Genomic DNA, 25,475 nt, shown 5'->3' with positions numbered 1-25,475 from the left:
TAGAATTTTAATTTGATCTGTTAAAGTTTACGGTTATGCTGGTGCCCTGGTTTTCTACAGATTCAATATTAAGCGTACCGTTGAATAATTGAATAATTTTTTGGGTAACATACAACCCTATACCATTGCCGGCAAAACTGCGGGAGTTATTACCCCTGTAGAATGATTTAAAAACCAACTCTATATCATCATGAGGTATGCCAATGCCCGAATCAATAATTTGTATACGTATTAGCAATTCATCCGCATAAAAATTACAGGTAACCGGTTTTTTGCCTGAAAACTTAAAGGCATTTCCAATAAGGTTATTTAGAGCGATAAAAAGCAATTGATAATTAGCCGGAATGGTTAGCGTTGATTCATCCTTAGGCATGTGCTCAATATTTATTTTCAATATCCCTGCCCCGGCTTTATTGGCCCAGTACTCCTGTATCTCCCATAATAACTCATCTATTCTTACAGGGCTTTGTTGAGCAATGGTGTAATCCATATCTACCTGTGCCAGTTCCATTAAGCCCGATATCGTATCTCTTAATCTTTCAGATTCTTCCAGCACCAGTTGCAGGGTCTTTTTATTTTCTGTCGTACTTCGTTCTTTACTCAAAGCCAGTTCTACTTCGCCAATAATACTGGTTATCGGGGTACGCAATTCATGTGATGCATTAGTCACATAGGTTTTTTGCATCTCAAAAGCATTTTCAAGATGTTCAAGTAACCGGTTAAAATTATGTGCCAGCTCGCTTATTTCATCATTGCCCTTACCTTCATTTACCCGCAGATGAAGATTGGTGGATTTTATCAGCTGCATTTGGTTCACCACATTTTTTATTGGCGAAAGTGTGTTTTTTGCCAACCATTGGCTTATTAAAAATAAAATTACAGCTACTATTAAAAAAAGGATGACCATTGTTTGGAGTATCGAGCTCAATTCATGTTTTCCTTCCGTATCTTCTGCAGACACGAGAATAACAAAATTACCCTGGTTGTCTTTATAATAAATTCCAACTACCTGGTAATTTTGATTACTATATTGCAAATACTTGTGCTTTCTTACAGCATCTATTGTTTTGTTATCCCAATATTGGTGTTTGTCACTTATAAATGCCGCACTATTACGACTGTCATATAACCTTATTATTTCGCCCGGTAAATTTTTAAGAAACCTGTTTCGAAGCCTGCTTAAAGAGTCGGGGGCAATTTCATCTGCTTCCAGGTAAAGCTGGGCTGCTATATTGGCGCGATCTTTTAACTGGGTATAAAAGTGACTATGTACAATAGCATAAACCGAAAGATAAAGAGTAATCATGACCACCAGCAATACGCCCGAGCCAATTAGGGTAAAATAAAGCGAAAGCCTGTTCTTTATTTTCACCTTAAATCTGTTCTGTTTTAAATATATACCCTTTGCCTATTACTGTGTGGATGTATTTTTCGGTAAATCCTTTTTCTATTTTATTACGCAGGTAGTTAATGTAAACATCTACCACGTTAGTACCTGTATCAAAGGCAATTCCCCATACTTTTTCGGCAATAGTTTGCCTGGATAAAATTTTGTCGTTGTTATTCATCAATAATTCCAGCAGGGCATATTCTTTATTTGTTAAAATTATTTTCCGGCCAGCCCGTTCGGCGGTATTATTGGAAGTATTGAGTGTAATATCACCCAGTGCAATAACTTGTGCCAAATTTGATGAATTACGCCTAAGCAATGCATCTATCCTTGCCTGCAGTTCTTTTAGATGGAATGGTTTCACTAAATAATCATCGGCCCCGATATTTAATCCATTTACCTTATCATCTACACTGTTTAATGCAGTTAGTATAAGTATAGGTATTTTTTTATCCTTTTGGCGAATATGGCGGCAAACTTCAATACCGGTTAAATAAGGTAACATTACATCCAGTATAATCAGATCATAGAGTTTATGCGGGAATTTCTTTATCGCTTCGGCACCATCAGTGATAATATCTACTAAATGACCGTTTTCTTCGAGCGCTTTTTTTAAAAAAGCAGCTACACGTTCTTCATCTTCAACTAAAAAAATTTGCGCCATACCGTAATTAAACAAATATAAGGGGTTATAACCTATAACAAAAGTCTTAACACCTATAGGCTACATTTAATTGCTTTGACCCATAAACAGTAAAAAAATTAAGCTTTAAAACCATGATTAGGTGTTGATAATCAAAACATACCAGCCTTATTTCATTTTTATTTTGAAGAGTTGCTCAATCATCCTATATTTGCAATCCCAAAACAACGGGAGTTTAGCTCAGCTGGTTCAGAGCATCTGCCTTACAAGCAGAGGGTCACTGGTTCGAACCCAGTAACTCCCACATCAAGCCTAACAGAAATGTTAGGCTTTTTTGTTTTACGTCTACGCTGGTTCAGAGCGTCCCCGATTTTACATCGGAAGTGTCACTGGTTCGAACCCGGTAATTCCCACATTTATCCCATATGGGATTTTTATCAGGAATTTTTTCTATCGGATAGAAAACGCCTATCGTAAAAGCCTTTAGGTAACTTCTGAAGGCTTTTTTATTCATACGATATAGTAAAACCGCGTGCTGCTAAAATATTCCCATATGGGATATTTATAAAAAAGGTTCTTATAAACCAGAATCTTGATAATTCGCTGATATCGGTCGTTGCCCTTAACTATAATATGTTCTGCAATACAATTAGGAAAAGCAATTTCTTAGCCTTATCTTTAAACAGCATTGATACTTTGCGAGGAGAAACAAATGGCAGATTTCCGATTCATTCCCGCTCACTAAAAATGGAACACTCCTCGTGCTTTCAGCAACGGTTTCTTCACTTACCTTTTTCCTTGATTGCTTTATTAATGGCTTTTATCTGCTTAAAAATATCTTCAGTATCGTAATCGGACAAAAGAATATTATAATCCTTCCAAAACTTTTCGTCGCCATTGCTTTTATAGGCGTTGATGTTGTCGTTACGGCCTATTTTTGAATTGAAGGATTCTTTTTGGGTAGTATCTACGGCGGTTATCTGGTAATTGAATTTTACGTGAGCTGTGTAGTCGTACTTTAGCACCGGGTCTTTGATAGCTAAAGAATTGTCGCCCTCTACACCCGAAAGCACCCACTTGTTTCCCACCTCCTGGTAGCTCACCTTAGAATTGTCAAGCATTAAACCGATCCCGACATTGCCTGTTCTCATCAGCGACCGTTCGACAGAATTTCCTGACCCCGGGTCGTTCAATCCCGAAGGGCTCAAACCAAAATCAAAATAGATGAACGCGTATGTTTTGGAATCAATATACATCCGGCCGCGATAGGTTTTCTCGCCCGATCCCGGTTTTTCTTTAAAAACAATTTCATAGGCCTGGTAGCCTTTAATGTCTACAATGCCGTTAACTTCAAATTGGTGTTTGGTTAATCCTTCTTCATTCAGAAATCCACAAGCATGCAGGTGATTTACAACATCCTCTTCAAAAATGTTGTTGGGTTTTTGTGCAAACTCCAGCGAATTAAAATCACGGTCGTTTTTTTCGTTTCTTGCCTTTATCAATCGGAAAACATCCGCGTGCGCGTCAGCATAGCCAAAATTATAAACATCAAAAACCGCCTCTGATAATTGCAGTGGAGTATTGTTATTATAAGTATACATGCGGTAAAAGCCACGCAGAATATGCGGATGATTAATGTAATTTTCGGGTATGCGGTCAATAGCTTTTTGTATAATCTTTAACGCGTTATAGTAGGTAATAGTAACCTCTTTTAGTTCGGTGGTGCTTTTTTCTAAAACGATGTTCAGTTGCTCACCGTTCTTTAAGTCGGTTATTGGCAATAGTTTGGTTTTAAAGCCGATACATGAAATTTTTAAAGTATCGGTCAGGTTGGCGGCAGGTATAATTAAAGCGAACATTCCGGCAGAATTAGTAGCTGTACCAATGCCTTTCCTGTTAATACTTACACCGGCCTGATGTACGGGCTGCGCGTCTTCCGAAGCGGTTATTTTACCGCTAATGCTGATAATACCTTGCTGTGCATGAACCTGGTACACCAGCAGGAACAACAATAAAGAAAAAAAGGCACGAAAAACCGGATTACTCATGTGAGCGCGTGTTTTTATTAACGCTGCAAGATGTTGAAAAAGAACGCACTAAAAAATTAAAGTAGACCACCCAGACTAATTAAGCGACCAGCGAATGATTTTAAGCGACACTATTCGGTCCCCCTATTGCAGGCGCCCTGCTTTGTGGTTTAATCCGTACGGCTCGATTTCTTGCCCCGGCAGAGTGATAGCTAAGCACCTTTGAATAACGATCCGCTATGATTAGGTTACTTCAAAAAAAACGGATAGCCGGCATTGCCAACTATCCGCCAACATTATTTATATAACCTATTTATAAAACAACCGTAGTGCTATTAGTTACCTTCCAGATAGCGGCACCCGGTATTGGGAAACTCACGCCCTTGGTGCTGCCACGTGTTAGTGCGTCCTGCCCCAATAAATATAGCGGATGGCCCTTGTATACCAGTTGTGTTTTACCAAAAACGTTAATAGTAGTAAACTGTGTTTTGTCTAAAACGGTAGGTATGCTGCCTACAGCCATAACCTGATCCATTGGCCAAACTGTATCGTTACTCAGATCTGCTTTGGTAAAGGTATTGGTGTTATGGGTATCTTTGCTAAACATGTAAAGCGTATGGCCGGCCGGGTCGGTAATGTACTGCGACGAAACTGTGGCCGCAACGCCCTGGTCGTTATATTGCACGCCATCAAGGCCAACAAGTTGGGCATTGGCAAACATTACCGTATAATCTGCTTTCCCAACGGCCCAAAGATTGACAAACGCGTCGCCATTGGTATCGCCCGCATTAACATCCAACGAATAATAATATAGCGGCCAGCCTTTGTAGGTGGTTTGCTTGGCGCCATCGGTGCGGGTTATTACACCAAAATCTGTAGCGGCTAAACCAGTGCCTATAGTAGGGTTCTCTTTATAGAATGGCGGCCAGGTAACCGCGCAAGTACCGGTACATACTGATGTCGCGGCGGCATCTTTAGAAAAAAAGTAAACAGATTTACCAAGATTATCGGTGATAACAGCACCAAGTTTGGCAGTATTAGTTAACTGTAAACCGGTTACAACAGTCGGCATGTTAGCCTGGGACTTGTTTTTTTTACATGATGTACTTAAAAAAAAAGCAGCCATGAATAACGCTATTAAGTAATAGCCTGATCTTTTAATGTTCATAATCTAAAATTTAGTAGATGGTTTATTATTAATACGCCTGTAGGTTGCGGCAGGGTTGCCTTAAACGATAAATAAATATTATTGCGGGAATGTTTTGTTTTACTAATTAAATAGCAGGACTGCTACATAAAAGCACAATTAAGGGGGCACTATTTTGCCAGATGTAGCAAGTGTAGCGCTACGCTACACCCCAAACTGCCCTAAGTGATGATCGAGATGTAGATGGGTATTTTGTTATTTATAAACAATTCTCCATATTTCGGGCTTATACCTTAGCAAATAAAACAACACCAAATGTTCACTACATATTTTGTTATTGTCATTCTCATAATCGCACTTCTGGCCTGGGTTATTTTTCGTAAACAAGGCGGCGCTATGCCTGCCGGGATGCAAAAGCTGGATAAACCTTTGCAGTTATTATTAAACGCGCACGTTAACTATTACCATAAGCTAAGCCAGGCTGAAAGGAAACGATTTGAAAGCCAGGTAGCCGCCTTTTTGCAATATGTAAACATTGAGGGTGTTGGCACAGATATTACTGATACAGACCGTATGCTGATAGCGTCAAGCGCCGTTATCCCGGTGTTTGGCCTGGGTAATTGGGAGTACCGCAATTTAACCAACGTAATACTGTACCCGGATACTTTTGATAACGAATATCAGTTTGAAGGCGGCAGCCGCAATATAATGGGCATGGTAGGTTCGGGTTACATGAACGGGCAGATGATACTTTCAAGGCCGGCGTTGTTAAAAGGTTTTTCGGCAGAATCCGGCAGGGAAAATACGGCCATACATGAGTTTGTGCACCTGGTAGATAAGTCAGACGGTGCGACAGATGGCATACCCGAACAATTAATGGCGCATGAATATGCTGCCCCCTGGCTTAGCTTAATGCACCAGGAAATGCGCAGGATAAAAAATGGAAGATCAGATATTAATCCTTACGCGTTAACAAACGAAGCAGAATTTTTAGCCGTGGCATCAGAATACTTTTTTGAAAAGCCCGAGCAATTTCAACAGAACCACCCGGAACTTTATTTACAGCTAAGCCAAATATTCAGGCAGGCTCCCGCAAAAAGTAGTTAATTCCGCAGGTAAACAAATACACTAAGCCTTGCTTGCAGAAATTGTAGTACAACGATAGATATTAGCCAATTCTATCTGTAACGCCGCGCAGTAATATGGCCCCGGTAAACAGCACGATGCAGACAAATAGTGTTATGCCTGCAAAAACATTTCGTGAGCTGTCATTATCCATAAAGCATATTATAATTAACGTTACCGCAACAATAACCATTGTAGCCGCAGTTGTGTCGAAATAAAATTTTTGTCTCATATTATTTTATTTAGCTGTTTAAGCCAAAACAAAAAAAGAACCAACGGCAGTTTAAGTTCAAAACAGATATTTATAGCATGTTTCGTGGGGTGCTTATGGGAATTTTTGCCCCAGAGTATGGCATGTTTTTTACTTAAGTAAAGTTTGTATTTTTATAAATGCGCCTCAAGTACCAATTTGCAGGGTTATTTATGTTGATGCTCTGCTGCCGTTCATCCGCATTTGCCCAATTGCCTTTAAGGCCTTTCCCGCAACATAATAGCTATTTTGCCGGAACTATAAAACCCAGCCATATTACCCAGGTACAAATGGATAATATCACAAGCGGCTTTTATAGCGAATGGAAATCGCGTTTTATAAAAACCGTAGCCGGCAAGCCCCAAAGCTATATTTGGTTCGAGGGCAAGGGTGGTAAGCAGTGCGTATCAGAAGGGCAGGGATATGGGATGATCGTTGTGGCGTTAATGGCCGGTTATGATAAAAACGCGAAGATCACCTTCGATAATTTATTTCGCTATTACCGGGCACACCCCAGTAATAAAAGTAAATATCTGATGGCATGGGCACAAAAAATCAATGGCAATGACCTCGACAAAACATCCGCGACAGATGGGGATATGGATGTAGCGTACTCACTTCTGCTGGCCGCCCGGCAATGGGGCAATAGTGGCGCTATAAACTATTTGCAGGAGGCTAAGGCCAGTATTAATGCAATTATGCAATATGAGATCAACCATCAAGTCTGGTCTGTTTTATTGAGTGATGGCGTGGAAGACGAAAGCAAAGATTACTTCGCTATGCGCTCATCTGATTTTATGCCGGCTTATTTTAAGGCATTTCAACAAATAACAAAAGACGGTAGATGGAGTAAAGTTATTGACGCCGGTTATCGGCTGTTTGCTACCATGCAAAGCAACTACAGCCCGGATGCGGGCTTGCTGCCCGATTTTATCATCAACCTAAATAAAAAGCCCAAACCTGCGGCCTCGCATTTTTTAGAGGACAGGTACGACGGGCAATATAACTACAATGCCTGCCGTGTGCCCTGGCGTATTGCTACTGATTATTTAATGACGGGCAATATGCGATCAAAAACGATCGTAGCAAAAATTAATCGCTGGATACGTGCGACCACCAATAACAACACTTACAATTTATCCGCCGGTTATACTTTGGCAGGTGATGATATTCAGGACCGTTATTTTGAAGCTTTGAGCTTTGTGGCACCGTTCGCGGTGTCGGCTATGGTTGATAATAAAAACCAGGTATGGCTAAATAACCTTTGGGATTATTTGACCGGATTTAAGCTAAATGATTATGACTATTACGATAACAGCATTAAGCTATTAAATATGCTCATCCTGTCGGGCAATTATTGGCCGTATTAATTATAATCGTATTTTTAATGACCATGAGTCAGATCGAGATACTTCAGTTAACTTACACGCCGCAAATTCGATCGGCGCTAAGCGAATTATTAATTGAAACCGTAGCTGATGGCAGTTCGGTTACCTTCATGCATCCGCTGTCATTAACTATGGCAAATGATTTTTGGACGGAATCACTAATGGCTGCTGATAAGGGCGAACGTATTGTTTTAGGTGCCTATGATGGCGAAGCTTTAGTGGGAACGGTAACATTGCTACTTAACTGTCCGCAAAATCAACCGCATCGTGCCGAGATAGCCAAAATGATGACCAGAATAAGTCATCGGGACAGAGGCATAGCCAAAGCACTCATGCAAACTGCCGAGCAATTGGCGATAAAGAAACAACGCACCCTGTTGGTACTTGATACCGCTACTGATGGCGGCGCTTCTAAGTTTTATGAGGGGTTGGGGTTTAACTTTGCCGGAGAAATACCAAACTATGCCTATAAACCACACGGCGGTTTAACAGGAACCAAATTCTATTGGAAAAAAATAGGGGGCGGATAATCTACCGTTGATTGCCGGCTAAAAAGTTCAGTACATCGTCTTCTGTCCCGTTAAACGGCCCCGGCGATGTGGTTTTAAGCCCGGCCATAGCAGCAGCAAATTCGCCCGATTGTTGTAAGCCCGCGCCTTTAATGCGCCGGTATAAATACCCGGCCATATAAGTGTCGCCGCAGCCGGTAGCATCTACCACGGTTTTTGGGCGATAGGCAGGTATCTCATAAAAAACACCGTCACTAAAAATTACAGATCCCATGCTGCCGTTGGTGATCACCGCTTCTTTTACGCCCAGATCTGCCAGGAACTTAACACCATCATTCAATGTTTTATAACCCGATAAGGCAGCCAGCTCTGCAACATCTGCTTTCAAAATATCAATGTATTGCAGCGCTATGCTTTTATCGGGCCAGTTAGTTAGATATACTTTTTGGTTTATTACCTTGCGTAAATAGCCCTGCACATCTAATGCTATGCGGCCCTTAGCGGATAAGGTTTTTATAAGACCGGTACTAAAATCATCAGCTAATAACGGACCCAAATGGAACACTTTCGCATCTACCTGCTGCAATTGCTCCATGGTGAAAGGATCAGCTATTTGCAGTACATTTTGGGTGCGCTCATCCTGGTTTTTGGCATATATGTTTTCAAAAATAACGGTATGTTTACTGGGCTGTACTTTTACCTCAATGCCTTTGGCACGCAGGTTGGTTACATATTGCATTTCCGCTTCGCCAAGCGCGGTTACTAACACATAGCTAACATCCAGCTTATTCATCGCGCACGAAAAATAAAGCGCCGTACCACCCGGCATGTGCATCACCGTTTGGGTATTAACTATTTTATCAGATGTTATGTGCCCTACGCAGCAAATATCATACATAGCAGGCAAGTTAATAATTTTGAACCGGTACTTACAAATTCCTGTCAGGGTGCCCAGGGCAAACGCATTAAAATAATGATACACAAACCTGCGTGTGCTGCTTAATTTTCAATTGCTAAACACGTTAAATTTAATAGTTAGTTTGTTTGGCAATAATTTACCGTGGTTGATTTTCAGCTAATTACAATTTTTAGTGTACCAGGGTGTACCCAGGTGCACCAACGTGTTCGTGGTACAGTACAGTAATAACATTTAACGGGTATAGGTTTATTGCTGCATTTGCTTACTTCACGGGTTGTCGTTCTTTATAATGATGTCGTTTTATTGTTTTTAGATAGTTTCTTAGCTAAATTTGTGTTATCTTATCATCGTATTTATTTTCGCCGGTCGGGTTAAGCAAAGAAAATTCAGACTGATTTTTAAAAGCATCAAATATTTTCTTAAAAATTGATCTGTCAATCAGTAAAACTTTGCCTTTATTAATAAATAATATAAAATATTGATTAAATTTTAGCTATTTTATAGTGAATTTGACAAAATAGATTATAAAAAATTGTAAATTTTTCAAAAAAACTTGCAGTTATCTAAAAACAGTTCATATATTACGGTTTTATAAATAACCGGTTACCATTAACTTAATTTTTTCATGCAGGAATCAGCTTATTTTGATAAATACAGCCCCATTAGTGGTGTTTGGGACGAAATGTATGGGGCAGATGCCAGCGTGCGTGAACATTACCGCAAGGTAATAGAGTATATATCAAAAGAATCGGCTGACGATCTGAATAAAAAGGAAGAGCTGGCCAAACGGCTTTTTATGAGCCAGGGCATAACCTTTACCGTTTATAACAGCGGCGAGGGTATTGAAAAGATATTTCCGTTCGATATTATCCCCCGCATTATTACCGCTGCCGAATGGGCATTTGTTGAGAAAGGCATTAAGCAACGTTTAACCGCGCTTAATCACTTTTTAAAGGATATATATCACAACCAGTTCATCATAAAAGACGGCATAGTACCTATTGATATTATTTACTCCTGCCCGCATTTCCTGCGCGAAATGTACCAGTTGCAGGTGCCTTATGATATTTACATCCATATATCGGGCATTGACCTGATACGTGACCATGACGGAACATTTTATGTATTAGAAGATAACCTACGCACCCCATCGGGCGTAAGCTATATGCTGGAGAACCGCGAAATTACTAAACGCCTCTTCCCGGATCTGCTGCCACAGTGTGGCGTGCGTAGTGTAACAGAATATCCCACTATACTGTATAAAAACTTATTGGCGCTTTCGCCAAGGCAAATAGCCAATCCTAATATTGTATTGCTTAGTCCGGGTATTTATAACTCGGCTTATTTTGAGCACACTACGCTTGCCCGTTTAATGGGTGTTGAGCTGGTTGAGGGGCGAGACCTGGTGGTGAACAATCATAAAGTATACATGAAAACTACCATAGGCCTGCAACAGGTAGATGTAATTTACCGCCGTGTTGATGATGAGTATCTTGACCCGCTGGTATTTAACCCGGGCAGTATGCTGGGTGTAGCCGGTATTATGGGCGCGTACCGCAAAGGCAATGTTGCCATAGTAAACGCTATTGGCAATGGCGTAGCCGATGATAAAGCGGTGTACACTTATGTACCCGATATGATACGCTATTATTTAAATGAAGAACCCATTCTGAAAAATGTACCTACCCATCAATTAGGTAACGATGATGAACGCGCGTACGTGTTTAAAAACCTGAACAATATGGTAGTTAAAAGAACCAATGGCAGCGGCGGATACGGCATGCTAATGGGCCATGCAGCGACTGAACAGGAAATAGATGATTATAAAAAAGAGATATTAAAAGATCCGCGCAATTTTATAGCACAGCCAACCATAAGTCTTTCGGCAGCGCCTTGTTATATGCAGGGCGAATTAAAGCCACGCCGTATTGACCTCAGGCCATACGCTTTATGCGGGCCTGATGGCATTGAAATAGTACCGGGCGGGCTAACCCGCGTAGCGTTAACCGAAGGCTCGTTGGTAGTGAACAGTTCGCAGGGAGGCGGTAGTAAAGATACCTGGGTACTGGCATAGCCCCCGGCTCACTAAAGGGGAGTAATTATATATAATTTGCATGAAGAAATTAACAAATAAAATAATTAATAATTGTTCCCCCTTTAGGGGGTTAGGGGGCAGAGTATATGTTAAGTAGGGTAGCAGCAAGTTTATATTGGCAAAGCAGGTACATAGAGCGTAGCGATGGTATGCTGCGCATGCTTAAAATAAATTATGCTTCGTCGCAAGATGCTATACAGGAATTTACCTGGGAGCCGGTAATACGCATATTTGCCGGCCTTGATGATGATGATGATGAAGGCGAGGACCTGGGTAATGATAGCCGTGCTGTATTGAAATATATGATAATGGGTAAAAACAATTCAAACTCGGTATTAAACATTATTACCCTTGCCCGCGAAAATGCCCGTAGCGTACAGGAGCACATAACCAAAGATCTTTGGCAATGCCTTAATGAATATTACCATACGGTAAAAGATACTAAGCTGGAGCGCGCTCTACAGCGTGAAGACCCTATAAGCGTATTGGATGTTTTAATAAAACAGGTAATGCTTTATTATGGTACTGTTGAAATTACTATGGAACGCGGCGAGGGCCGCAGTTTTATGAATATTGGTAAATACCTGGAACGCGCCATACAGTCTGTTGATATTTTGGATACTAAATTTGGTTCGATAAGTGATAATCCCGATCTGTTAACGGATACCACTTACTGGAAACATTTATTGCTTTCGCTGGGCGGGTATGAACTGTATCTAAAAACCTATCGCGAGGGTTTCGAAGCCGAAAATGTATTGGAACAGGTAGTTTTAAATAACGATTTCCCTCGTTCGGTTATTTATTCGGTTAATAATATCCAACGGTATTTTGAGCGTTTGCAAAACGATAGTAATATGGACGATTTCAGGGATATGTCTTTCAAGATAGGCCGGTTGCAAAGTCGTATTAAATACAGCTCTGTAAGAACTATCAGGCAGGAGGGCTTACATGCTTTCCTTACCCAGATAAGAAGCGAACTCTATGGTATTGCAGACTCACTTAATGAACATTATTTTGCAAATTCGTAAATTTGAAAATGTGAATTTGGATATTTGAAAATGAACGCATTTTCAAATTCTCAAATCATCAAATTAAATAATTAAAAAAAATGCCTGAATTTGAAATACAACATATAACCAAATACATTTATGATAGCCCTGCGCGCGATAGCGCCAACCAGATCATTTTGTTTCCCATTAAAGACGGGTACCAGGATGTTTTAAAACAGGAGATCATTATTACCGGCAATCCAATTGTTGATAAGCATATTGATTATTACGGTAATGAGGTGGGGAGTTTTACATATAGCGAGTCGCACTCGGTTTTAATTATTAATTCAAGGGTATTGGTGAGCACAAAACACCGCCCTTACCCGGTAAACGATATTTTTCCGGCCCAACAATGGGAAGATCTGAAACCACTGCAATACATGGTTCCCTATATTGATTTTTTAAGGCAGGAGTATTTTGATGGATTCGAAGAATTGAAGCAGGTGGTTGAAGCAGAAAGAAATAAAGACGATATCCCTTATCAGGTTGCTTTGCGGTTTTGCCAGTATGTATATGATAATTTTAACTATATAAAGGGTGTAACCACAGTTGAAACAACATTAGATGAGATATGGAAATTAAAAGCCGGTGTATGCCAGGATTTTGCCCATATTTTGGCAGAGATGCTGCGCATGGTAAAAATACCGGCCAGGTATGTAAGCGGTTATATTTGTACGGATAAAAATGGCATGCGCGGCGAAGGCGCCACCCATGCCTGGGCCGAAGCTTATATACCTGATTATGGCTGGCTGGGTCTTGATCCTACCAATAACATTATAGCTAACGAAAACCATGTGCGCTTAGCAGTGGGCCGTAATTTTATGGATTGCTCGCCTGTAAAAGGCATATACAAAGGCTCATCGGGCCATAGTTTGGAAGTTTCTGTAACTGTTGATGATGACGGGCTTTTAAATGATGAAAATGCCGAATATCCGGCTGCCCCGGCAACTATCCCCGCTGCAAATCATATCGTAAAAAACAGCTATCAACGCTATATGGAAATGATTCAACAACAGCAGCAGCAACAGCAATAAAACTAAAAAGTGCAGAGCTATGTTTTCTTCTTATCAGCAGATTTAACAACAGCAATAAGCGAATCAATATCCGGAGATTTTGAGTAGCCTTTAATCAATTTTTTATCGCTGTTATAAACAGCTACATACGGGGTGGTTTGTACATTAAAATATTTCATCACTAAGCTGGTATAGCCTTCTGTGCCCACTATAATGTTAGGATATTTTTTCAGATCATAGTCACGCACGAAATTCTTTATGGCACGTATGTCATAGTTTGCAGACCAGGTTATCATTATAATTTGTGTATCTCCCAGCTGTTTCATTTTTTCCTTTAGCTCCACGGTTAAATGCTGGCAATGCGGGCAATCTGGCGCAAAGTATACCAGCATGGTTTTATGGTGCTTTAAATTGGCAGGCGTTACATATACACTGTCAGTAGTAAGTATACGATAAGGTGGCATACCTACCGGGGTAGTTTGCGCCTGGATACATCCGGCGACTATTATCAGGCTAAAAAGTAAAATCAGTTTTTTCATTTTTTAATAATTAAGCTTCCAGCAGTTCCATTTGCCAGGTCATGTGTTCTTCTGTTATAGGATATAACGCGTTATTGCGTACAGCATGGTATACCGCGTAAAATAAATTGCTGTAATCGCCTTTTAGCGATGGTATAAACGCTATGCTTTTTTCACCATCGGCGCCAACGGTAACCAGTTTGCCTTCCATGCCCACAGGTTCAATACCATAGGCTTCATCAGTAGGCAGCATCCCTTTATCCAGTTGTGCCTCTTGTACATCTAAGCGGTATTTGCTGTAACTGCCTAATGCGCCATGTACAACAAACGCTGGTGTAGGGTCTGCAATTAATAATCCCGATGTTAAATATACTACTAATCCGCCCGGATAAGTTAAACGGTAATTCATATAATCAGGCACTTCTGATGCTTCGCGTTGTATGGTGATAAGCTTATCGAATGATAAAGGCTTGCCAAATAAATGTATGGCCTGATCTATTAAATGCGGACCTAACTCATACACTATCCCATTTATAGGTGTATCCTTTGTTTCTTTAAATGGCTTGGGGTTAAGCGCCGGTTTATAACGGTCGTATCTAAAATTCACCTCGGTTAATTTACCTAATCTGCCACTCTCAATAACTTCTTTTACCGACAAAAAATCACTATCCCAGCGTCGGTTTTGGTAAGCAAATACCTTGCGGTCATTAGCACGTGCAACATCAAACAGTTCCTTTATTTCGACCGTATTACCGGCGGCAGGCTTTTCTATCAGCACATGTTTACCTGCCCTTAACGCCTGTTTGGCAAAATCAAAATGGGTAAAGTTGGGTGTGTTAACAATGATAAGTTCCAGCTCGCTATCATTCAATAATTCATCAACCGAACCATAGCTAACAATATCCGGGTAATGGGCGGCCATTTTTTTCTGACTGCGCTCTACTACCGCTTTTAATTTAAACTGCGGGTTGGTACTTAAAAATGGTGCATGAAATATCCTTCCGGACATTCCGTAAGCCATTAAGCCGGTTACTATAGGTGATGACATAATTAGATAGCAATATAAGCAGCCAAATTATTGTTTTAATAAGGCTTATGCAAAAATAGATGGAATTAATGACGATAGAGTTATTAATTCTTCGCCTATTTTTAACTATAAACACCAGGCTGTTACAGAGCCTTCTACTTTTTATGCTTTTCCCGGCAACAATTTATACCGGCATAATTGAAAAATGTTCGCCGGTGTAAATTACATTACCTACCGCGGTTGATTTTGCATGATAAAATAAACAGGTCCAACCTTCGGCGGCAGCCTTCTTGCCATATAGATCGCGTAACTCCATTGCTTTTTGCGGATCGAAATCATACTTGGCTTTAAATCTTCTTATCAACTGTTCCGGTTCCGGCAATTCATCGCCTCCAAAAAAACATTTATCGCCTCCATCTTCTATCCAAAAAACCTGGTGAAACTGGCAATGCCCGCCGGATAGTTCATACCGTATGCCCGGCTTAAACTCGCCCGATCCTTCTACGTAAGTAATATGGGCCGATCGTTGCAGCGTATCAAATATCTCTTTATGGTATGACGATGATCTGCCGCTAAAAGCTGTTTCCCACTCGCCGCGCTGTATTACGTGTTCGGCCCCCGGGAAGCTTGGCTCGAGTTTACCGCTACGCTCAACTACCAGTCCGCCCGAATGATCATAATGCAGATGCGACATCAGTACCAGCGTTACATCATCAGGCTCAAAACCGGCGTTGCGTATGTGCTGATGCAAAAAAAGCTCATCGCGGGTATCTTTATACCCTAAGCCGCTATCAAATAAAATAAGGTCGGTAGTGGTTTGTACCAAAAACGGATTTACATGTATAAATAATGAACCGGGGCGGTCGCGGAAGTTATCAACCTGTGGATCAAAAGGAACAAATTTTTTAGAAGCATCTACCGAGTAAGAGCCTTCACCTAAAGGGAAAATTTTCATGTTATTTATTGACATGCAAATATGCCGATGTGCAAATTTAATCTGCACATTTGCACGTCTGCATATTACACATTTTCTATATTTACTGTTTAAAGCGACAAAGATATGAATAAACGATGGGCGACAAGGGAAGTGCCGGCTTTTGATGAAATGAATAGTTTGGCAACCGAACTTAATATTGACCCCGTTTTAAGTACTTTATTGTTACACAGAGGTATAAAAAACTACGAAGAGGCCAAATATTTTTTCAGGCCGGACGAGCGCCATCTGCATGACCCCTTCCTGATGGCGGATATGGAGAAAGCCATTGATCGTATTGAAGCCGCCATCGCCGCAGGCGAAAAAATAATGGTTTATGGCGATTATGATGTTGACGGCACCACAGCCGTTGCCGTTGTATACAGTTTTTTTAAAAACCATCACAGCAATATTGAATATTATATACCCGACCGTTATGTAGAAGGCTACGGTATATCCACCCAGGGAATTGACTATGCGAAAGCAAATGGCTTTACGCTTATTATTGCTTTAGATTGCGGAATTAAATCGGTTGATAAAATTGCTTATGCTAATACTTTAGACATTGATTTTATTATCTGCGACCACCATACGCCGGGTACAGAATTGCCCGCGGCAGTTGCGGTGCTTGACCCAAAACGAGCCGATTGCCCCTATCCGTTTAAAGAACTATCCGGCTGCGGCATTGGCTTTAAACTGGTACAGGCTTATGCCGAAAAGAATGGATTACCGTTTGAGGATGTGAGCCGGTATTATGACCTGGTGGCCGTAAGCATTGCCTGCGATATTGTGCCTATTGTTGATGAGAACCGGGTACTGGCCTATTTGGGTGTGCAAAAATTAAATACTGATCCTTGCATCGGCCTGAAAACGTTGATGGGCGTGGCTGGTAAAAGCATAAATTATACCATATCTGATATTGTTTTTCTGTTAGGTCCACGCATAAACGCTGCCGGGCGCATTGATGATGCCAAACACGCGGTTGAATTATTGATAGCCTGCAATGAAGATGAAGCCCAGATAAAGGGCGACCTCATTAATATAAAAAACACCGAACGCAAGGGCCATGATCTGCAAATTACAGATGAGGCTTTAGGAATGATAGGTGATAGTGAAGTACTGATGGGCCGAAAATCAACCGTGGTATTTAATGAGAACTGGCACAAAGGTGTTATTGGTATTGTAGCTTCGCGATTAACCGAAAAGTATTACCGGCCAACCATAGTGCTTACCCGATCAAACGGGCATGTAGCCGGCTCGGCGCGCTCTGTTTTAGGATATGACCTTTATGAAGCTTTATGCGAATGCAGTGACCTGCTGATACAATTTGGGGGGCATAAGTACGCGGCGGGCCTTACCATGCACCCCGAAAACGTGGAAGCTTTTATTAACCGTTTTGAAGAAGTAGTTAGCGCCAGTATTACCGCCGACCAATTGATACAGCAAATACAAATTGACGCCGAATTACGTTTAAGCCAGGTGGAGCCTAAGTTTTTCAGGATATTGAACCAGTTTGCGCCGTTCGGTCCGCAAAACATGTCGCCGATATTCCTTACTAAAAATGTGTATGTTAGCGGTAATCCGGGTTTGGTGGGGCAAAATCATATAAAGATGACGGTGATGCAGGAAGGTTCGCTTTTTAACTGCATAGCCTTTAACCATGGCGAATACCTGTCGCAAATAAAAAAAGACGTACCTTTTGATATTTGTTATAATATTGAAGAAAATATTTGGCGTGAAAAGCGCTCTATACAATTGAATGTAAAGGGAATTAAATTTAAATAAAAATTCAAAAGTTAAAAGTCAAAAACCGCGGCGCGCTACAGGCTTTTTAATTTTGACTTTTTAATTTTGAATTAAAATATGAATCTAAGAGCAGATAATTTAATAAAAAAATATAAGCAGCGTGCTGTTGTTAACGATGTATCCTTTAATGTTTCGCAGGGCGAAATAGTGGGGTTACTGGGACCAAACGGCGCGGGCAAAACCACGTCGTTTTACATGATAGTAGGGTTGATAAAACCTAACGAGGGCAAAATATATTTAGAAGATGAAGATATAACCGGCGACCCAATGTACCGCCGCGCGCAAAAGGGCATAGGCTATCTGGCGCAGGAAGCATCGGTGTTTCGCAAGCTAAGTGTGGAGGATAACATTAAGGCCGTATTGGAAATGGGCAACATGACCAAAATACAGCAGGAAGAAAAACTGGAAACCCTGATAGATGAATTTAGCCTGCATAAAGTGCGTCGTAACCGCGGTGATCTGTTATCAGGTGGTGAGCGTCGGCGTACTGAAATTGCCCGCGCCTTAGCTGCCGAGCCAAATTTTATTTTATTAGATGAGCCATTTGCCGGGGTTGACCCGATAGCGGTAGAAGAGATACAGGCTATGGTAGCCAAATTAAAGCACCGCAACATTGGTATATTAATAACCGACCACAACGTGCAGGAAACACTGTCTATAACCGACCGTGCATACCTGTTGTTTGAGGGTAAGATACTGGAATCGGGCGTGCCCGAGGTGTTGGCAGAAAATGAGATGGTGCGTAAAGTATATTTGGGGGCCAACTTTGTACTAAAAAGAAAAACATTCCTGCCTGCCGGACAGGCAGGTGCTAAGTAACGTTAATCGCTTATGACAATTTTCAACTCGGTTTTTACCTGGTTCATGAAAAAGCGTATCCACCAGATAGAGCTTTTTATGAAATACCCCAACGAGGTACAGGAAGAATGGTTTGAACAATTGATATCACGGGCAGAGAATACAGAATGGGGCAAAAAATACGGTTATAAAAGCATTACCAATCTAAACGAGTTTAAAGAGCGCGTTCCTATACAAAATTACGATACGCTGAAACCCTACATTGAGCGCATGCTTAAAGGTGAGCAAAATGTACTTTGGCCGTCAGAGATCAGGTGGTTCGCCAAATCATCGGGCACTACCAGCGACAGGAGCAAGTTCATACCCGTTAGCGAAGAATCATTAGAAGAATGCCATTTTAAAGGCGGCAAGGATCTGCTCACCATCTATTTCAACAATCGCCCTAATACCAAAATGTTTACGGGTAAGATATTAACGCTGGGCGGCAGTCAACAAATGAGCCAACTGAGCCCGGATACTTCTTTTGGCGATCTGTCTGCAGTTATTATGAAGAATCTGCCGTTTTGGGCCGAGTTTCATCGTACCCCACATCTGGATATCGCCCTGCTGGAAGACTTTGAAGAGAAAATAGAGAAAATGGCTTATGCCACCAAAGATGTTAATGTAACCAGCCTTAGCGGTGTACCCACCTGGAACCTGTTATTATGTAAACGCATCCTGGAAATAACCGGCAAAAAAAACCTGTTGGAAGTATGGCCCAACCTGGAACTGTATTTTCATGGCGCTGTTAACTTTACGCCCTATCGCGAGCAGTTTAAAAAACTGATACCAAGCGAGGATATGTATTATCTGGAAAACTACAACGCATCCGAGGGGTTCTTCGGGATACAGGATAAGGTTGAGCCTGGCGAAATGCTGCTGATGCTTGACTATGGTATCTTCTACGAGTTTTTGCCAACCGAAAATTTATACGACGAAAACCCGCAAACCCTTACATTGGATGAAGTGGAGCTGGATAAAAACTATGCGCCCATCATCAGCACTAATGCGGGGTTATGGCGCTATTTAATTGGCGATACTATTAGGTTTACCTCGCTAGTGCCATACCGCATACAGGTTACCGGGCGCACCAAACATTTTATAAATGCCTTTGGCGAGGAGGTAATAATAGACAACGCCGAACGTGCTTTAGAGGAAGCCTGCAGCCAAACCGGCGCTATCATCAGCGAGTATACCGCCGCCCCTGTTTATTTTAATGAGAATGAGTGCGGTGCGCACGAATGGCTGATAGAATTTGAAAAAAACCCCGACGAATTTGAGCGGTTTGTTGACATACTGGACGAAACCCTGCGCCGCATTAACTCCGACTACGATGCTAAACGTTTTAAAGATATGGCCCTGCGCCGCCCCATTGTGCGCAAAGTACCCGAAGGAACTTTCTTTAACTGGATGAAGGAAAAAGGCAAACTGGGTGGACAGCATAAGGTACCGCGCCTGGCTAATAACCGGGAGTATGTGGATGCTATTTTGAAAATGATGGAGCTGGTGAGGTGATATAATTAGTGATTGAATGAGGGAATGGCTTGTGTTTGTATCATTTGTATTCCATTGTCAACTTTTTAAAAGTTTTCAAATCTAACATCCCCCGATGGGCAGCATATATCGAACTCCTGTTAATTTACTATCTTGCATTATTCAAATAATTATGACCACCAAACCATTCGCCCGCCCTATACGTGTTTTAGTTGCTAAAGTAGGCCTTGACGGGCATGACCGAGGCGCGCGCATTATTGCCACCTCGTTACGCGATGCGGGCATGGAGGTTATTTATACAGGCCTGCGCCAAACGCCCGAAATGGTGGTTAACACCGCCTTGCAGGAAGATGTGGATGCTATTGGCATCTCTATTCTATCTGGCGCGCATATGACGGTTTTTCCTAAGATACTTGCGCTTATCAAAGAGAAAAAAATGGATGATGTATTGGTTACGGGTGGCGGCATCATCCCGGAAGATGACATGAACGCGTTAAAAAAGCTGGGCGTTGGCGAGCTTTTCTCCCCGGGCACCACTACGCATGATATTGTAAAATATATTACCGAATGGGTGCATCAGCATCGTAATTTTTAACTTTGCGGTATGGCTTACCAAAACTTGTTAATTGACCTAAAAGCGCGCGTATTATACATCACCATCAATCGCGAAAGCAAACTTAATGCGCTAAACAAAGTTACCCTTGCCGAATTGCATGCAGCGATAGTTGAAGCTTTTGCTAATGAAAGGGTTGGCGGTATAATCATTACCGGCGCCGGATCAAAAGCTTTTGTTGCCGGTGCAGATATTGCCGAATTTATTAATTTGGATATAAACAGCGCCCGCGAATTATCACACGAAGCGCATACCAAAGTTTTTGACCTCATCGAAAATGGCAACAAGCCTGTTATTGCCGCTGTTAATGGCTTTGCTTTAGGCGGAGGCCTGGAACTGGCTATGGCCTGCCATATCCGCATTGCGTCTGACAATGTCAAAATGGGTTTGCCCGAAGTAACGCTGGGCCTTATCCCCGGTTATGGTGGTACACAACGTTTAACCCGTTTAATAGGGCGTGGAAAGGCATTGGAAATGATCATGACTGCCGATATGATAACCGCTGCCGAGGCACATCAATTAGGTTTGATTAATCATATAGTTAGTCAGGATGACCTATTAACCAAGGCCGAAGAGATCCTTCAAAAAATATTGAGCCGTGCGCCCTTAGCCATAGCAGCGGCTATTACCGCTGTTAATGCATCCTCCCGCGATGGCGTTAACGGATTTGAGATTGAGACAGACGAATTTTCTAAATGTTTCGGTACCGAAGATTTTAAAGAGGGTGTTGCCGCATTCCTTGAAAAAAGAAAAGCTGATTTTAAGGGTAAGTAGAGCTGTACAAAAACAAATTTTGTTACACGTAATAGTGAAACAAAATGTAACAAGTGAAACAAGATTTTGATTTAAAACATTGTTTATTAGATGATTGTGAAAAAGTGATGTAACAAAATGTAACAACTTATTCCTCAGTATTTTTAAGTATGATTTTAATATTTTTCATTGATAATCAAATAATTACAAATTGCCTGATTTAGGAGTGGTGAAACAAGATGAAACAAAATCACTGACAATATAATGCAGCCATTATATTATAGTTGCCCAACAAATATCGCTTACTCAGGATGGCAGCGCTCTTACGACGTTCCTCTTTGAGAATTTCGCGAACTTTATAAGTTATAATCACATTCAACTTTTTAATTTAAGTTTATTTCTTCATCACAATGCCAGCTTTTTATTTCATCAAAAAGACAATTTGAACTGATTTTACATTACACTGACCTAAATACCCATTTAGTCAAAAAATAAATCATTGTTAATCAATCGATTGAATAATCTTGACATTTCAATGAAAAATCGTATTTAATTTATGCTGTTACTTTGCTTCGTGTTAAACAAACACACACAACAATTTAATAACATATAATCATGAAAAGTACATTAAAAATTTCAGCACTTGTTTTAGCCTTAGCAGGTTTTACCCTTGGCGCTAAAGCACAATCCACCCCTGCATCTACCACAACAACTTCAGGCGGCGTTCGCTACAGCATCGGTGTTGATGCCGGTATCCCTACAGGAAAATTATCTGATAATTATAAATGGAACCTTGGCGGTTCTGTACAGGCAGATATCCCGGTAGCCAGCAAATTATTTGTTACAATAAATGCAGGGTACAATAATATCTTTGCTAAAAATGTTGCAGGCACAGCAGTATCTCCGGCTGATATCCAGTTGTTACCGGCAAAAGCAGGTTTAAAGTACTTCCCGGTAAGTAATTTTTACATCCAGGGAGAAGCCGGTGCAGCTTTTGTATTAGACAAAACTAAGATTGGTGCCGATAACTCTGCTGCCTTTATTTATGCGCCGCAAGTTGGCTACCAGTTCCCGTTAGGTGGTAAAAGCTTTTTGGATGCAGGCGTACGTTATGAGGCCAGTACCAAACTTGTAAGCACTAACAGCGATAGTAAGGTTAACCTCTTTGGTTTGCGTGTAGCTTACGGCTTCTAATAAAAAACAACTCACAACTATCTATGAAAAAAACGCCCTAAAATTGGGGCGTTTTTTTTTGTATCACACCCAAAAAAACATAACTTTTAAAATTTAACATTTTTTCACACCGCTTTATAACGGGTTAATGAAAACTGATATTAGCTTTGCAGAAATTTTATAACTGATCAATAAAATTAAAGTACATTATACGTTGTTAATTCATTATTCGTTTTAACACATTAATCTGAACAATAAAACATGAAAACCGCCCTTAAATCACTCATCTATTCATTATTTTTTATAGCTACTTGCCTTACAGCAAATGCCCAATCGTATGTTGATACGCTTCGCATAGGTGCGGGTGTAGAAGGGATGTCAGGAAATGGAACTTTTGGCACCGGCATAAATACGGCTGTGGCGGCTACAGGGTCTTCGGCCTATAAGTATGGCGCGGGTGTTTTTCTTCATGCCGATGTTCCGCTAATTGAGCATTTCAATCTTACGGTAAGCGCAGGGTATAATACCTTTTTTACAACATCCAATATTGGCACCAGTCAGCAAGCTATAACAGGCACTACATTGCCAAATTTTGAAACCATACCTTTAAAATTAGGTATAAAATGGTTTATAGGTAAAACATTCTATTTTCAGGGTGAGGCCGGCGAAACCCTTTTGGCCAACAAAGCAGCCTTATATGCAGTATATAGCAATGCTTTTACCTGGTCGCCGCAACTGGGCGTATTAGTACCTCTTAAAAAGAAACGCACTTATATTGACGGAGGGATACGTTATGAAAATTTTCAAAGTTTTTATAATGATGGCACCAAAAATAGTTTTTGGGCAATCCATATAGCCTACGCGTTTAATTTATAGTTATATTAATCCGGCTGATTTTTTCGCTTAAATTAATTATCCCACAAACCATCAACTAATATTCCATTCCATTATAAAAATTTATTGGAATTAGCATTTTTGTGTAACTTAACAAATTAATACGTTACCGGTTAACCGTAATTGCTAATATGAAAAAAATTCTCATCGTAGATGATGAAGTAAACATTGCGTTATTACTATCAAAGTTTTTAACACGTAACGGTTTTGCTGTAAGTACAGCATCAAGTGGAAGCAGTGGTATGGAATACCTCAAAAACGAGGAATTTGACCTGGTTCTGTGTGATTACCGACTGGAAGATACAGATGGCCGCGAAATGCTGCGGAAAATAAAAAGCCAATACCCAAAAACAGGTGTTATTATAATTACCGGCTACTCAGACATTAAAATGGCTGTAGAGTTGATAAAAATGGGGGCTTATGATTATATAAGCAAGCCTTTATATCCTGATGAAATATTAAATACCATTACCAAAGCTCTTGAAACGCGGCAGGCGCTGTTTGAAAGTGAGGATGATGTGGCAGCTGTTACTAAATCCAATAAAAAAACAATACTGGCGGATGGCGTTGTAGCTGGTACAAGCCGTGCGTCAAAAGAGCTTTTACGCCAGATAGAATTGGTTGCACCAACGAATTATAGCGTTATTATTTTAGGCGAAAGCGGCTCGGGTAAAGAAGAAGTAGCTAAAAGTATTCACCTGCATAGCCACCGCAGCAACCATGCATTTGTTGCTATGGATTGCGGCTCACTTACCAAAGAATTGGCGGCCAGCGAGTTTTTTGGCCATGAAAAAGGCTCATTTACAGGCGCGTTCACTACAAAAATTGGCCACTTTGAAATGGCAAACGGCGGCACTTTGTTTTTAGATGAAGTTGGCAATCTATCCTACGAGATACAAGCAGCTTTATTACGGACTGTACAGGAACGTAAAGTAAAAAGAATAGGCAGCACCAAAGAGATCGATCTGGATGTACGCATTATTGTGGCTACAAATGAAAACCTGGTAGAAGCTATGCAAAAAGGCCGTTTCAGGGAAGATCTGTATCATCGCTTTAACGAGTTTAGCATATACATGCCGCCTTTGCGCGAGCGTGGTAATGATATTATGCTGTTTGCAGAATATTTTTTACAAGCTGCAAATAAAGAGCTGGACCGCAATGTAAGCCACTTTTCGCCCGAGGTGGTTGAATGTTTTATGAATTACCGGTGGCAGGGTAACGTGCGCGAATTGAAAAATATAGTGCGCCGTGCCGCTTTAATAAGCGAGGGTAGCGAAATAACTACAAAAGCTTTGCCACTCGAAATATCCAGTTATAAATTACCCGTGACTGATTATAGCCAGCAAACCAGCTATAATCAATCTAACGACTATAACCAGCCTAATAATTACAATCAGCCTGCCTCTGAACGCAATGGGGTAAATGAAATAAGGCACGATTTGAAAAATGCTGCCCAGGAAGCCGAGTACGATACAATTTTAAAAGTGCTGCGCGAAGTTAATTTTAATAAGACCCGGGCTGCCGAGATATTAAATATCGACCGCAAAACGCTTTATAATAAAATGAAAGGCATCAATTTAAAATAGCGTAATGAGCAATAAACCTGTTGACGCCGAAACTATGCGCACGCTTCGGCATGATATTAAAAATCAGCTTTCAAATATCCACCTGGCATTGGAAGCCTTGCGGTATGAAATACCCAACCCTACCCCAGACAATACATTTTGCATTGAAACCATATTTAGCAGTACTGCAAAAATAAATGAACTCTTAAAGCAGCCCGAATAAAACTATTTAGCATTTCTTTGTTTATATTGGTGTACACTCAGCAC

Annotated in this window: 24 protein-coding genes and 1 tRNA gene; 16 read left to right on the top strand and 9 right to left on the bottom strand. The window is 40.9% G+C overall.

The window, feature by feature from the left end; all coding sequences use genetic code 11:
- Window positions 1-7: 7 nt before the first annotated feature.
- Together JWR23_RS04605 and JWR23_RS04600 are read right to left on the bottom strand one after the other, a co-directional pair.
- Window positions 8-1,372 carry an ATP-binding protein gene (locus JWR23_RS04605; RefSeq protein ID WP_299513525.1) on the bottom strand — a complete coding sequence of 455 codons (1,365 nt, stop codon included), beginning with the start codon at window positions 1,370-1,372 and terminating at the stop codon, window positions 8-10.
- 1 nt (window position 1,373) lies between these two features.
- On the bottom strand, window positions 1,374-2,054 hold the full coding sequence (locus tag JWR23_RS04600) for a response regulator transcription factor (protein WP_299513523.1): 681 nt from the start codon (window positions 2,052-2,054) through the stop codon (window positions 1,374-1,376).
- A 208-nt stretch (window positions 2,055-2,262) separates the two neighbouring features.
- On the opposite strand from JWR23_RS04600, the gene JWR23_RS04595 reads away from it, so the two are divergent.
- Window positions 2,263-2,337 (top strand) — tRNA-Val (locus tag JWR23_RS04595).
- Window positions 2,338-2,815: 478 nt separating this feature from the next.
- Here JWR23_RS04595 and JWR23_RS04590 read toward each other — a convergent pair.
- A complete protein-coding gene (locus tag JWR23_RS04590) occupies window positions 2,816-4,081 on the bottom strand; it encodes a carboxypeptidase-like regulatory domain-containing protein (RefSeq protein ID WP_299513521.1) in 1,266 nt (421 codons plus the stop codon).
- A gap of 292 nt (window positions 4,082-4,373) precedes the next feature.
- Window positions 4,374-5,228 (bottom strand): hypothetical protein, encoded by an 855-nt coding sequence (locus JWR23_RS04585; protein WP_299513519.1) that lies wholly within the window; start codon window positions 5,226-5,228, stop codon window positions 4,374-4,376.
- A gap of 294 nt (window positions 5,229-5,522) precedes the next feature.
- On the opposite strand from JWR23_RS04585, the gene JWR23_RS04580 reads away from it, so the two are divergent.
- Window positions 5,523-6,314: a zinc-dependent peptidase gene (locus JWR23_RS04580; RefSeq protein ID WP_299513516.1), complete on the top strand. Its 792-nt coding sequence runs from the start codon at window positions 5,523-5,525 to the stop codon at window positions 6,312-6,314.
- A gap of 61 nt (window positions 6,315-6,375) precedes the next feature.
- Here the strand turns inward: JWR23_RS04580 and JWR23_RS04575 are convergent, their stop codons facing one another.
- A complete protein-coding gene (locus JWR23_RS04575) occupies window positions 6,376-6,564 on the bottom strand; it encodes a hypothetical protein (protein ID WP_299513514.1) in 189 nt (62 codons plus the stop codon).
- 158 nt (window positions 6,565-6,722) lie between these two features.
- Here JWR23_RS04575 and JWR23_RS04570 point away from each other — a divergent pair, with 158 nt between their 5' ends.
- Complete coding sequence (locus JWR23_RS04570) at window positions 6,723-7,952, top strand: glycosyl hydrolase family 8 (RefSeq protein WP_299513512.1); 1,230 nt, start codon at window positions 6,723-6,725, stop codon at window positions 7,950-7,952.
- A 23-nt stretch (window positions 7,953-7,975) separates the two neighbouring features.
- The gene (locus JWR23_RS04565; protein ID WP_299513509.1) at window positions 7,976-8,500 is read left to right on the top strand and encodes a GNAT family N-acetyltransferase; all 525 of its coding nucleotides are present in this window, start codon (window positions 7,976-7,978) and stop codon (window positions 8,498-8,500) included.
- 1 nt (window position 8,501) lies between these two features.
- On the opposite strand, the gene JWR23_RS04560 is transcribed toward JWR23_RS04565, so the two are convergent.
- Window positions 8,502-9,377 carry a PfkB family carbohydrate kinase gene (locus tag JWR23_RS04560; RefSeq protein WP_299513506.1) on the bottom strand — a complete coding sequence of 292 codons (876 nt, stop codon included), beginning with the start codon at window positions 9,375-9,377 and terminating at the stop codon, window positions 8,502-8,504.
- A 646-nt stretch (window positions 9,378-10,023) separates the two neighbouring features.
- Here JWR23_RS04560 and JWR23_RS04555 point away from each other — a divergent pair.
- The 3 genes from JWR23_RS04555 (at window position 10,024) to JWR23_RS04545 (ending at window position 13,576) form a co-directional block, all read left to right on the top strand.
- Window positions 10,024-11,472, top strand: a complete 1,449-nt coding sequence (locus JWR23_RS04555) for a circularly permuted type 2 ATP-grasp protein (protein WP_299513504.1) — start codon at window positions 10,024-10,026, stop codon at window positions 11,470-11,472.
- Between the two features lie 107 nt (window positions 11,473-11,579).
- The gene (locus tag JWR23_RS04550; RefSeq protein WP_299513501.1) at window positions 11,580-12,521 is read left to right on the top strand and encodes an alpha-E domain-containing protein; all 942 of its coding nucleotides are present in this window, start codon (window positions 11,580-11,582) and stop codon (window positions 12,519-12,521) included.
- Window positions 12,522-12,601: 80 nt separating this feature from the next.
- Complete coding sequence (locus JWR23_RS04545) at window positions 12,602-13,576, top strand: transglutaminase family protein (protein ID WP_299513498.1); 975 nt, start codon at window positions 12,602-12,604, stop codon at window positions 13,574-13,576.
- A 17-nt stretch (window positions 13,577-13,593) separates the two neighbouring features.
- Here the strand turns inward: JWR23_RS04545 and JWR23_RS04540 are convergent, their stop codons facing one another.
- The 3 genes from JWR23_RS04540 to JWR23_RS04530 form a co-directional block, all read right to left on the bottom strand.
- The gene (locus JWR23_RS04540; protein WP_299513496.1) at window positions 13,594-14,094 is read right to left on the bottom strand and encodes a thioredoxin fold domain-containing protein; all 501 of its coding nucleotides are present in this window, start codon (window positions 14,092-14,094) and stop codon (window positions 13,594-13,596) included.
- A 10-nt stretch (window positions 14,095-14,104) separates the two neighbouring features.
- Window positions 14,105-15,121 (bottom strand): Gfo/Idh/MocA family oxidoreductase, encoded by a 1,017-nt coding sequence (locus JWR23_RS04535; protein WP_299513494.1) that lies wholly within the window; start codon window positions 15,119-15,121, stop codon window positions 14,105-14,107.
- A gap of 163 nt (window positions 15,122-15,284) precedes the next feature.
- Window positions 15,285-16,055, bottom strand: a complete 771-nt coding sequence (locus JWR23_RS04530; protein ID WP_299513491.1) for an MBL fold metallo-hydrolase — start codon at window positions 16,053-16,055, stop codon at window positions 15,285-15,287.
- Window positions 16,056-16,160: 105 nt separating this feature from the next.
- Between JWR23_RS04530 and recJ the strand changes: the two genes are divergently transcribed.
- The 9 genes from recJ to JWR23_RS04485 all read left to right on the top strand — a co-directional run bounded on the left by recJ (window position 16,161) and on the right by JWR23_RS04485 (window position 25,431).
- A complete protein-coding gene (recJ, locus tag JWR23_RS04525; RefSeq protein WP_299513489.1) occupies window positions 16,161-17,858 on the top strand; it encodes a single-stranded-DNA-specific exonuclease RecJ in 1,698 nt (565 codons plus the stop codon).
- 78 nt (window positions 17,859-17,936) lie between these two features.
- Window positions 17,937-18,698: an LPS export ABC transporter ATP-binding protein gene (lptB, locus tag JWR23_RS04520; RefSeq protein ID WP_299513487.1), complete on the top strand. Its 762-nt coding sequence runs from the start codon at window positions 17,937-17,939 to the stop codon at window positions 18,696-18,698.
- 12 nt (window positions 18,699-18,710) lie between these two features.
- The gene (locus JWR23_RS04515; protein ID WP_299513485.1) at window positions 18,711-20,231 is read left to right on the top strand and encodes a GH3 auxin-responsive promoter family protein; all 1,521 of its coding nucleotides are present in this window, start codon (window positions 18,711-18,713) and stop codon (window positions 20,229-20,231) included.
- A 151-nt stretch (window positions 20,232-20,382) separates the two neighbouring features.
- Window positions 20,383-20,805, top strand: coding sequence for a cobalamin B12-binding domain-containing protein (locus JWR23_RS04510; RefSeq protein ID WP_299513482.1), 423 nt, complete (start codon window positions 20,383-20,385; stop codon window positions 20,803-20,805).
- Between the two features lie 9 nt (window positions 20,806-20,814).
- On the top strand, window positions 20,815-21,597 hold the full coding sequence (locus JWR23_RS04505) for an enoyl-CoA hydratase-related protein (protein ID WP_299513479.1): 783 nt from the start codon (window positions 20,815-20,817) through the stop codon (window positions 21,595-21,597).
- A gap of 594 nt (window positions 21,598-22,191) precedes the next feature.
- Window positions 22,192-22,770 (top strand): outer membrane beta-barrel protein, encoded by a 579-nt coding sequence (locus tag JWR23_RS04500; RefSeq protein ID WP_299513476.1) that lies wholly within the window; start codon window positions 22,192-22,194, stop codon window positions 22,768-22,770.
- 240 nt (window positions 22,771-23,010) lie between these two features.
- Window positions 23,011-23,625, top strand: a complete 615-nt coding sequence (locus JWR23_RS04495; protein ID WP_299513474.1) for a hypothetical protein — start codon at window positions 23,011-23,013, stop codon at window positions 23,623-23,625.
- Window positions 23,626-23,774: 149 nt separating this feature from the next.
- The gene (locus JWR23_RS04490; protein ID WP_299513471.1) at window positions 23,775-25,229 is read left to right on the top strand and encodes a sigma-54 dependent transcriptional regulator; all 1,455 of its coding nucleotides are present in this window, start codon (window positions 23,775-23,777) and stop codon (window positions 25,227-25,229) included.
- A 4-nt stretch (window positions 25,230-25,233) separates the two neighbouring features.
- On the top strand, window positions 25,234-25,431 hold the full coding sequence (locus tag JWR23_RS04485; protein WP_299513468.1) for a hypothetical protein: 198 nt from the start codon (window positions 25,234-25,236) through the stop codon (window positions 25,429-25,431).
- Window positions 25,432-25,475 lie beyond the last annotated feature (44 nt).

This window comes from Mucilaginibacter sp., from assembly GCF_028288205.1.
In the GTDB taxonomy this organism is placed as follows: Bacteria; Bacteroidota; Bacteroidia; order Sphingobacteriales; family Sphingobacteriaceae; genus Mucilaginibacter.
The sequence above is the reverse complement of the archived record's forward strand: the minus strand, read 5'-3'. Positions and strand labels throughout refer to the sequence as shown.

Bases quoted from the DNA above. Each gene is read 5' to 3' on its own strand.
- JWR23_RS04510 (WP_299513482.1), top strand. From the start codon at position 20,383: ATGACCACCAAACCATTCGCCCGCCCTATACGTGTTTTAGTTGCTAAA.
- JWR23_RS04515 (WP_299513485.1), top strand. From the start codon at position 18,711: ATGACAATTTTCAACTCGGTTTTTACCTGGTTCATGAAAAAGCGTATC.
- JWR23_RS04560 (WP_299513506.1), bottom strand. From the start codon at position 9,377: ATGTATGATATTTGCTGCGTAGGGCACATAACATCTGATAAAATAGTT.
- JWR23_RS04600 (WP_299513523.1), bottom strand. From the start codon at position 2,054: ATGGCGCAAATTTTTTTAGTTGAAGATGAAGAACGTGTAGCTGCTTTT.
- JWR23_RS04535 (WP_299513494.1), bottom strand. From the start codon at position 15,121: ATGTCATCACCTATAGTAACCGGCTTAATGGCTTACGGAATGTCCGGA.
- JWR23_RS04580 (WP_299513516.1), top strand. From the start codon at position 5,523: ATGTTCACTACATATTTTGTTATTGTCATTCTCATAATCGCACTTCTG.
- JWR23_RS04575 (WP_299513514.1), bottom strand. From the start codon at position 6,564: ATGAGACAAAAATTTTATTTCGACACAACTGCGGCTACAATGGTTATT.
- JWR23_RS04545 (WP_299513498.1), top strand. From the start codon at position 12,602: ATGCCTGAATTTGAAATACAACATATAACCAAATACATTTATGATAGC.
- JWR23_RS04550 (WP_299513501.1), top strand. From the start codon at position 11,580: ATGTTAAGTAGGGTAGCAGCAAGTTTATATTGGCAAAGCAGGTACATA.
- lptB (WP_299513487.1), top strand. From the start codon at position 17,937: ATGAATCTAAGAGCAGATAATTTAATAAAAAAATATAAGCAGCGTGCT.
- JWR23_RS04590 (WP_299513521.1), bottom strand. From the start codon at position 4,081: ATGAGTAATCCGGTTTTTCGTGCCTTTTTTTCTTTATTGTTGTTCCTG.
- JWR23_RS04565 (WP_299513509.1), top strand. From the start codon at position 7,976: ATGAGTCAGATCGAGATACTTCAGTTAACTTACACGCCGCAAATTCGA.
- JWR23_RS04530 (WP_299513491.1), bottom strand. From the start codon at position 16,055: ATGAAAATTTTCCCTTTAGGTGAAGGCTCTTACTCGGTAGATGCTTCT.
- JWR23_RS04540 (WP_299513496.1), bottom strand. From the start codon at position 14,094: ATGAAAAAACTGATTTTACTTTTTAGCCTGATAATAGTCGCCGGATGT.
- JWR23_RS04500 (WP_299513476.1), top strand. From the start codon at position 22,192: ATGAAAAGTACATTAAAAATTTCAGCACTTGTTTTAGCCTTAGCAGGT.
- JWR23_RS04585 (WP_299513519.1), bottom strand. From the start codon at position 5,228: ATGAACATTAAAAGATCAGGCTATTACTTAATAGCGTTATTCATGGCT.
- JWR23_RS04555 (WP_299513504.1), top strand. From the start codon at position 10,024: ATGCAGGAATCAGCTTATTTTGATAAATACAGCCCCATTAGTGGTGTT.
- JWR23_RS04490 (WP_299513471.1), top strand. From the start codon at position 23,775: ATGAAAAAAATTCTCATCGTAGATGATGAAGTAAACATTGCGTTATTA.
- recJ (WP_299513489.1), top strand. From the start codon at position 16,161: ATGAATAAACGATGGGCGACAAGGGAAGTGCCGGCTTTTGATGAAATG.
- JWR23_RS04505 (WP_299513479.1), top strand. From the start codon at position 20,815: ATGGCTTACCAAAACTTGTTAATTGACCTAAAAGCGCGCGTATTATAC.
- JWR23_RS04485 (WP_299513468.1), top strand. From the start codon at position 25,234: ATGAGCAATAAACCTGTTGACGCCGAAACTATGCGCACGCTTCGGCAT.
- JWR23_RS04495 (WP_299513474.1), top strand. From the start codon at position 23,011: ATGAAAACCGCCCTTAAATCACTCATCTATTCATTATTTTTTATAGCT.
- JWR23_RS04570 (WP_299513512.1), top strand. From the start codon at position 6,723: ATGCGCCTCAAGTACCAATTTGCAGGGTTATTTATGTTGATGCTCTGC.